Annotated in this window: 4 protein-coding genes and 2 pseudogenes; 2 read left to right on the top strand and 4 right to left on the bottom strand. The window is 49.7% G+C overall.

From position 1 onward, the window contains the following. Positions 1-42: 42 nt before the first annotated feature. A pseudogene (locus ACLRGG_RS20425) lies at positions 43-180 on the top strand (IS256 family transposase); the annotation flags it as partial. A 21-nt stretch (positions 181-201) separates the two neighbouring features. Here ACLRGG_RS20425 and ACLRGG_RS20420 read toward each other — a convergent pair. The 4 genes from ACLRGG_RS20420 to ACLRGG_RS20405 all read right to left on the bottom strand — a co-directional run bounded on the left by ACLRGG_RS20420 (position 202) and on the right by ACLRGG_RS20405 (position 7,559). Next, positions 202-3,918 carry a hypothetical protein gene (locus ACLRGG_RS20420; protein ID WP_416251471.1) on the bottom strand — a complete coding sequence of 1,239 codons (3,717 nt, stop codon included), beginning with the start codon at positions 3,916-3,918 and terminating at the stop codon, positions 202-204. A gap of 409 nt (positions 3,919-4,327) precedes the next feature. Further along, positions 4,328-5,536: an aldose 1-epimerase family protein gene (locus ACLRGG_RS20415; RefSeq protein WP_416251470.1), complete on the bottom strand. Its 1,209-nt coding sequence runs from the start codon at positions 5,534-5,536 to the stop codon at positions 4,328-4,330. A gap of 373 nt (positions 5,537-5,909) precedes the next feature. Then, positions 5,910-6,695: a hydroxyethylthiazole kinase gene (gene thiM, locus ACLRGG_RS20410; RefSeq protein ID WP_416251469.1), complete on the bottom strand. Its 786-nt coding sequence runs from the start codon at positions 6,693-6,695 to the stop codon at positions 5,910-5,912. Positions 6,696-7,145: 450 nt separating this feature from the next. Beyond that, positions 7,146-7,559: a hypothetical protein gene (locus ACLRGG_RS20405; protein WP_416251468.1), complete on the bottom strand. Its 414-nt coding sequence runs from the start codon at positions 7,557-7,559 to the stop codon at positions 7,146-7,148. A 132-nt stretch (positions 7,560-7,691) separates the two neighbouring features. Between ACLRGG_RS20405 and ACLRGG_RS20400 the strand changes: the two are divergent. Further along, positions 7,692-8,149 (top strand): annotated as a pseudogene (locus tag ACLRGG_RS20400) (recombinase family protein). Positions 8,150-8,156 lie beyond the last annotated feature (7 nt).

The raw sequence follows: 8,156 nt of genomic DNA, 5'->3' as shown, positions 1-8,156 counted from the left end.
TTCACATGGTGCGTAACAGCCTGAAATACGTGTCGTGGAAGGGATGACCCGGTGCGGAAAGTCATTTATCTGGCGATCCGCGATGCTTCAAAAAAATGGAATATGCCGATCCGAAACTGGCGGCTGGGGATGAGCCGCTTTATTATCGAGTTCGGTGACCGCCTGAGCGATCACCTCTAATACGTTGGCAGTTACACAGAATTATTCACAGGGTCGTCGTCCTGTATAAATATCAGAAGACGGCATGTCTCCTTCATACCTAACTGCACCTATTATAGTTACACTCCTCCCTTGAGTATTGATGGTATCTTTGGCGATGATTTTTATTTTTTCACCAGGCCTAATCAGTATATGATCCGTAAGAAAATGGTTTCCTGCAATTTTTTTTGGAATGTCTTTATCATAAACGATAAAAATAAAATCATCTCCTATACCCGCATGCTCTTTGATATAGCTTGAATTCAGCCATTCTTTTGCATTTTTAGGAAGCGCAGATGAACTTGAAAACCCCTTGTCAGCAACAATATCTCCAACGCCCAGTGATTCCACTCTTTCGTGTGGCATGACCATTATTCTATATGAAAAATCATCATAACTCTTCAGCCCATTATATGCTTCACCTAACTCGAAAGCCTCTCTTGCATATTCTCCAGTGCTTGTATCTTTACCATATCTTAAATAATCGTTTATTCCAACATTTCCCGCCTTAATGTAATCATCAAGAATTGGTATATCTTCAACCCTATTTGAAGCCAGGTAAGATAATTTTTCAATATTATCATCCATCTCCTTCACAGGAATATTTGAATCTTCCCAGTGTTGTAATATTCTTTTACATTCATCGCCAGATCTCTTTTCCATAATAACACTAGAAGGTTCTATATCCGGTGAGGGGGAACGGGCAGAACACAGTTTGCTGGCCCCGGCACCTCTCTTGGCCCGGCCGCCTGTATAAGTAATATCATTGTCTGCACGGTTACTTTCTGTCCATATCTCTCTGATGTTCCGGATTTTTCCCACCCTGGCTGGCAGGAGTTCAAGAACTCCGCTTTCCTTACAAATAAATTTTTGCACTCCCGGCATACCGGTTTTGGGATTGATCCGCACGTAAACATCCCTGCCATCATGCAGCCTGTCGACGGCTTTTACCGGCACCGCCAGATCCGCGCCCGGCAGTTTCCCCTTAATCAGCTCGCCTGATGTCGCCTGTGGGAGACGGGCAAGCCAGCCCTCACTGACCATCTTTTGCGCCAGTTCGGGCGTCTTTTTACTACCGGACAGCAGGGCAGCAACTCTTTTCGCAAAGTCCCTGCCAGGTGGCGCTGCTGCTGCCAGCAACTGGAAACCGGGGTCTGCAGCTTTCAGAACGCCTTTCCCTAACGAGGCCAGCTCGGCGGTCGTTGGCATACTGGCGCTGGCGCCCCGGAGCGCATTTTCCCCCACTGCAACAACGCCTATGCGGCCTGCAAAGAGCGCCTCTTTTGCCGCCCCCATCCCAAACCGGGCACTCAGACTGACGGCTTTTCCGATCACTGGCAGGAAAGCAATGATATCTGTCAGGCAAGAAGGCACCGCCATGGCCGGGTCATGGTTGATGCTGCCGTCAATACAGTCATAAAATGGTATGAAATGTTTAACCGTATGCCAGATTTTTTCAATTTCCGCCTGGTCATTTCCTGACTCACATAAGGAATTATAAAGTTTATTCCGGTGAACACCGCTCAGATTATCAATCAGTTGTGTCATATTACCACCCGTCGCAATCTGATCAGCGACCTCTATTTTGCAGGTTATTTTTTCCTGGGAATCCGGCGTAAGGTTCACAATTCCACCGTCGATTTCGTTGAAAAGTTTCAAATCATTCCTGTCAAGAAGGCCATGATAGGTATAACTATTTATATCACGATCGACCCGGTATATTGCGTAGCTTCCGTCCGGCTTGTTGGTTTTTTTCAGCGCGTATATCCGTTCTGTTTCTCCCCGGCGCGCGGCAAAAAGATCCGTGTTGTTCAGGGATATATTGGTGTTCACATTCAGCGGTATCAGCCTATTACCGCTGTACCTGTTTGTTTTCATATCAAACAGGACTTCGTGCAGGGTCGTATCGGCTGAAGAAATAAATGCTCGATCATCTTCGGGCAATGTGCTTAATGCTGAGAGGATCACATATTTGTCGATATCCTTAAACTTTTCAACTACGTCAGTCGTCAGGGCAATGTATTCATCACCCAGACTGTCCGGTGCGCTCCTGCAGGGTTTTGACGTGCCCAGCATATACAACTGTTTTGCCTCTTTCTCTTCTCTTTGCCGCCGCTGTACCGGGCTTAAGATAGCATCTCCTATGGTAGGTAAGGCCGGAGGAAGGTCATGGCACTCTGCTATAATCTCATCGGCCAGCTTGCCCTTACTGCGCCATTTTTTTGTTGCTGAAAGATAGTCATCGTATTTCTTTTTTATGTCCCGCCTTAGCTCAGTAACTGTCTCTCTGAAACGGACATAGCTGTTAACAGCCGCGGCAACATTATCCCCGGCCAGCTTACCGTTTCCGGATGACTCTGAGGCAGTAAAAAACAGGGCGGGTGAGCCATAATAAACAATTTTATCTTCCGTCACCCCTTCGCGAGCGGCTAACTCCCACATTGACTCACCGACCGCCATTGCTTCTTCAGCGGTAAAATCTTCATCTGACAGGTTTTTCAGAAAAAGGGAGCCGGTAAAGAGGTTGGCAAATTCACAGCTCCCGAGTGCCAGTGCGCTGACTGATTTTTCATTGTCATATCGGACACCAGATTCATCTTCAGTGAATTTAAGAAAGGGCATTTCTGCCCACAGGGCGGAATACCACATTGCATTAAAGACTCCCCTCTGTTTTTCGGGAATTTTTATATAACTTATCTGACCGCTTTTAAATAATTCCTGTAAATCTAATAGGTGGAGGATACTGCTGACCGTGTAATAAGACGGATAAGGATCTGCTTTCATCCTGTCCAGAATATATTCTGTGGGTGTCTTTCCCACAACGTTGCTGAACAGCCACTGGTGAACAACGGCCTTTGCTCGTTCGAGGGGAAGTTCTTCGTCATTCTGTCCACCATATAGTCTGTTTGCAGCAAGTATCTTTCTGGCCAGCTCCATGAGCTGGTCCGTGTTACCCGCGATACCTGTCTCACCGCCGTACAGATACCCGGCCACTTCGGACAACACGCGTTCTTTGCTGACCTTTCCCCTCTCCAGCAGACCCTGAGCGCGGAGCAGGTCTTTAACCTCGCTGTTTGCACGTTTTGTGGCGGCGGGGAGCGGCATTTTTGCTTTATGGAACCTTTTTCTGTTCTTCATCTGTCGGGGATCGGTCGGGCCGCCCGTTACGTTTTCATCCGGCAGGTGGCGACGGAAATGGGCATGTTCCGTCTCGTCATCAGAAGGAAGCGGTATGTGCAGGCGAAGAGGCCCGTCATCAGGAATTGTGTCCGGTTCCGTCTGATTTACTTTAATGGCGGGGTAAGGTGTGCTGTCCGGCGACGGGCGGTTTCCCGGAGCACCGTTATTACCGTTCGCGGCCCGACCGAATTTATATCCTGCCATCATTCCGATACCGAACGCGCCACCTGTCACCGCCCCGGCAAGCAGGGTATATATCCCGCATTTCCTAAACCACCCGCCTTTAAAGGCGGGCATAACGGAATCATTGTTGCCGGAATGTCCAAGGCTTTGGGCAGCCTGATACAGCCTTTTGCCTTTTTCAAGATTGTCCTTCAGCTCTTTATCCTGCAGATTGTTCGTGCTGTTGCTGACGAAGTTTAATCGGCTCATCAGGGGAGCTGACTCCATGTCGATCCGGACGCTGTCGTCATTCACGTTATGTTTGACGTCGCTCTGACGTGGCACTGCAGAGGATACTTCAACTGTACTGATGGGCATTGCACAACTCCTTCTGAAAATAAAAAAAGATGTGTTTGAATTGTCGGATATTTATTCTTCCCATAATATCAAAAAAAGCTTACGTGCAGCCGGTAATGCAGCCAACTTTTGAACAGTGTGACAGAAAAAACAGGGATCTCCAGGGCGACGTACTTCATCACCATTGGAGTAGAAGGGAGTAGAAGCGACAAATCTCAGGATTTAACGTAGCGTTACCTCGGTTCGTATAATGTATATTATGTTAAATTGCATATGAGGGTATGAATTATAGCTCCTGCACTGCGCTTCTCCTTTTATATGTTCAACACCGATCCAGGGACAGAGCGGTATTCAAGAGGTACTCTGGGATCTGTCACTAGATCCTGCCGGATCTAATCTTTGTCAGATCCGGTCTGATTATGCCATCGCCCTACTCTTTGGCCATTGGCGTCGTAATCTCATCAACTTTCGTTTCGCCCTGGATTTTTTCGATTCTGTTACGAACCCCGGTTACCTGATCGCGGCTGTGCAGCAAGGTATAGGTCAGGTCAAATGCGGTACTTGCGCCGGGCTGTAGCTGTTTCACGCGCTTCTGCTCACGCTCAATGGTCACCGGATAGGCATAGCTGGTGCCAGGCTCAATACCGGTCACGTAACCCTGCTTCAGGGTATCGGTGTTTTTCCATAGCGTCAGGACGGGCAGCTGCCTGGTATCGAACTGGATGGCAGCGCCCTTATCCCCGGCTTTATTGATCACCGCCGCAAGGGTCTGATGGTTTGCATCAGACAGCGGACTGATGTTGAAAACCATTTCATCGAAACCTTTGGTCGGGCCCGCATAGGTCTGCCATGTTTTTAAACCGGCTTTGGCATAATCATTAAAGGGGCTGATGCCGGACATAGGTGCCAGGAACCGCGCGCCTTCTTCCAGAATGGGCGTACTGAAGTTGCTGTGATAAATAATCTGATAATCGTGCGGATAGTCAGCATGGTTGGTTAAAACATCATGCAGGCTGAAGCTGTTGCTGCCTGGCACGTAGCGCAGCTCGGTCAGGGTCTGTAAATCCGCTTTTTTGAAGGTGCTTTCCTTTATCAGGCCGCGAATTCGAATTTCATGCGGAGCGGCATCCGCCACATCCACTTCAAGCCGGGACACCGGCGTATTTCCCGCTTTGCCGTGTAGGGTATAAATCTGACCGTCAGCGGTGACTGGATGTCCAGTCCATTCGTAGCCGCAGCGGACCATCATTTCGTTGAAACCTTCCAGCCAGCCCACGCCGTTGCGGCTTTCCAGATTGATAAATGCCGGGTTCACGACCTCTTTTACCGGCGAATCCCAGCCCATTCTTGAGCCGAAGCCCTCTACGCGCAGCAGGTTCATGCCCCGGGTCGGACTGAGGGTAATTGTCAGTCCCGACTGACTGTGAATGACAATGATTTTACTGCCTTCCTGTTTACCCCCGTGGAGCACCTTTTGTTCGATGCTGAACGCGCTGTCCTGAATCTTCAGCTCGTCGCTGGAAATCTTCCAGTTACCTTGATCTACAGCCAGTTCAGCACTTGTCAGCACCCAGGTTTTAGCCACCGCCGGAGCAGAAATCATTACTGCCAGCACCGTTAACGCCGCTCTTTTGTTCATTAGTAGCCTCTTTAGCTGAATCGTTTTTAGATTAGTTAAAAGAATTTACTGATAAGTAACAAATAGAAACGTGATATTCCTCACCCGGCAGGAAAAGGTCGATAATGGGCTTGGGAAATGGGATGTGAATCACAACCTGTCGGCAATAACGAAACTGTTAAACTGGATTATGGTGATCTTGAGAAGACAAGGCTTTAAACGATTCAGCTTAAACGTATAAAAAGCGAGCGCCGGAGGGCCAGCGCGCATCCAATAGCTCACATTTTCTTCTATTTACAACATGGAGAGAGGTATCTCACGGAGACTCAGGCCAGGCGCGCTCAAGCCTGCCCTTCTCCCTTTTAGCGAGAACCAGGCTCAACCCGCCGTGGATTTACGCTTCGTGCGGATCAAGCAGCGACAGGTGATCCAGAAAGCTCACCGCAAAGCTGCCGGTGCCGCGTGCGGATGATGCCCGCTCGCTGGCCTGGGCATAAACCACATGGGCGGCCGCCACCGCCGTCAGCGGATCGGCCGAGGTTGAGAGGAAGGCAGCAATTAAGCCACCCAGACTGCAACCCGCTCCCGTGACCTGCGTCAGCCGGGCGTCTCCCCCTTCGACAAAAATGGTGCGATCGCCATCGGTGATGTAATCCGTAGGGCCGCTTACCGCCGTGATACAGCCAAGCCTGCGCGAGAAAGCCTGAATTGTCGGTAGCGCCTCCTGCGAAGCCAGCGTGGTTTCAACCCCCTGTCCTCCGCCCTCGCCGCCTGCCAGCGCAATCAGCTCCGAGGCGTTCCCGCGAATTGCGGTGGGCCTGAACTCCAGCAGCCCCTGCACGACGCGATCGTATTCGACCGCACCTGCGCCGACCGCCACCGGATCCAGCACCCAGGGAACACCCGCATGATGTGCGGCCTGTGCGGCCTGGCGAACCTCCCCGGCCGTATTGCTCATCAGGCAGGCGGCGTTGACCCAAACCGCACTGGCATGACTGCCGAACACCTTTTGCCAGTCAAACACCGCGCCAATTGCGGGTCCCGCACCCACCGCCAGCAGCACGTTGGCAGAAAGGTTAGCGGCAATATAGTTGGTCAGCCCGTAGCAAAAAGGCTTGTGCTGTTTGATATGGCTGAGCGCCTCTCGTACTGCGCTGTCGCGCCATGAAAGCTGTTGCATAATAAACCTCATCACCCAGGTAGAAAAAAATCGTCAGTCAGCGGATAAAGATGCCTTTTCCCTGCCCCTTTTCCAGCGGCAGGCCGGGATCGCTCAGCCAGCCGTTAAGCGAATCATCATACAGTCGCAGAGACTGCGGGTCTTCGCCTGCGGCGGCAAACGCCAGGCCAGCCCGGCCGCGTTAATACCGCCGCCACAGTAGAGCAGCGGACGTCCCTCTGCGTGCGCAGGCCCAGGGATGCTAACTGTAGCTGCTCGCAATCGAAATCCCTCCGGCTCGCAATCAGCGCATATTTCGGCTCACATTAACTGCAAATGAAAAAAGCCACCGGCTCACATTAAGTGACAATGGGTTCGCATTTATCATGCCCGGCTCGCAATCCATTACACTGGGCTCACAATAACTAAAAATAAAAACACTATTGTTTAAAAAAACATCATCGATTTTATTTAGGTTTTGTTCCTTGTCGGCAAGTTGGGTCTTGTGTCCACCATTGACACGCCATGATATTTCTCGAAAGCAAGCTTTACATGTGAGCCTGAGAATTTACTATTTGCAGCCAAAACCTGAGATCTTGCTATCTGATGCAAAGCAGTATTTTTGGATGGAGATAAATCTTCTTTAATCAACTCATTTCTGTAAAATTTATTTATGCTGGCTCCATGTTTTTCTATCGAGTCATTCTTCAGTTCAAAATGATTTTTGATTCTTCGCGTTAACGAGGTCATTTTCTCCGGTGACTGAGAGATTCTACTGATATTTTTTATAAATGTTTTTTTTGAGGTCTCGCTTACATTTCGATTGCTTGCAACTTGGCAAATGAAGTTACTCAATATTGATGAATTAATTGAGTTTACAGACACAAAACCCCTCCTTTTTTTATCGCCCCCTAATTATCTATATAAACCATTCCGTAATACTATAAAAAAACGCGCATGCGTATTCCGGTGTTACGTTTTCATCATCCGGAGTTAAACGAGACAGTTTTCACCATTATGGCACTTTACGGCTATGCCCGCGTTTCAACCAGCGACCAGGATCTTACTCTGCAGACACAAATTCTCCGCGCTGCTGGTTGTGAAATTATTCGTGCAGAAAAAGCCAGCGGAAGCAGCCGGACTGGAAGGAGTGAGTTGCAGCTGCAGGCAAAGCTTTCCTCGATATGCTGGGTGTTTTCGCTGAGTTTGAAACCAACCTTCGTCGGGAACGCCAGATGGAAGGCATTGCCGCGGCGAATGCCCGGGGTGTATACCGTGGGAGAAAGCCTTCCATAGATCCTGCTGAGGTATATCGTTTGTATACCACGGAGAAGATGGGGGCCACGGCCATCGCCCGTCAGCTAGGGATTGGGAGGGCGTCAGTCTACCGGGCGCTGGAAAAAGTTGTAAAAAAGCCCGGACGATGCCGGGCTGATGGGATAATTGGGATAATGACGGTGACGCTTACCCTGTGACGGCCTT

This window comes from Erwinia sp. PPS120, from assembly GCF_047918655.1.
Lineage (GTDB): Bacteria > Pseudomonadota > Gammaproteobacteria > Enterobacterales > Enterobacteriaceae > Erwinia > Erwinia tasmaniensis_A.
The sequence above is the reverse complement of the archived record's forward strand: the minus strand, read 5'-3'. Positions and strand labels throughout refer to the sequence as shown.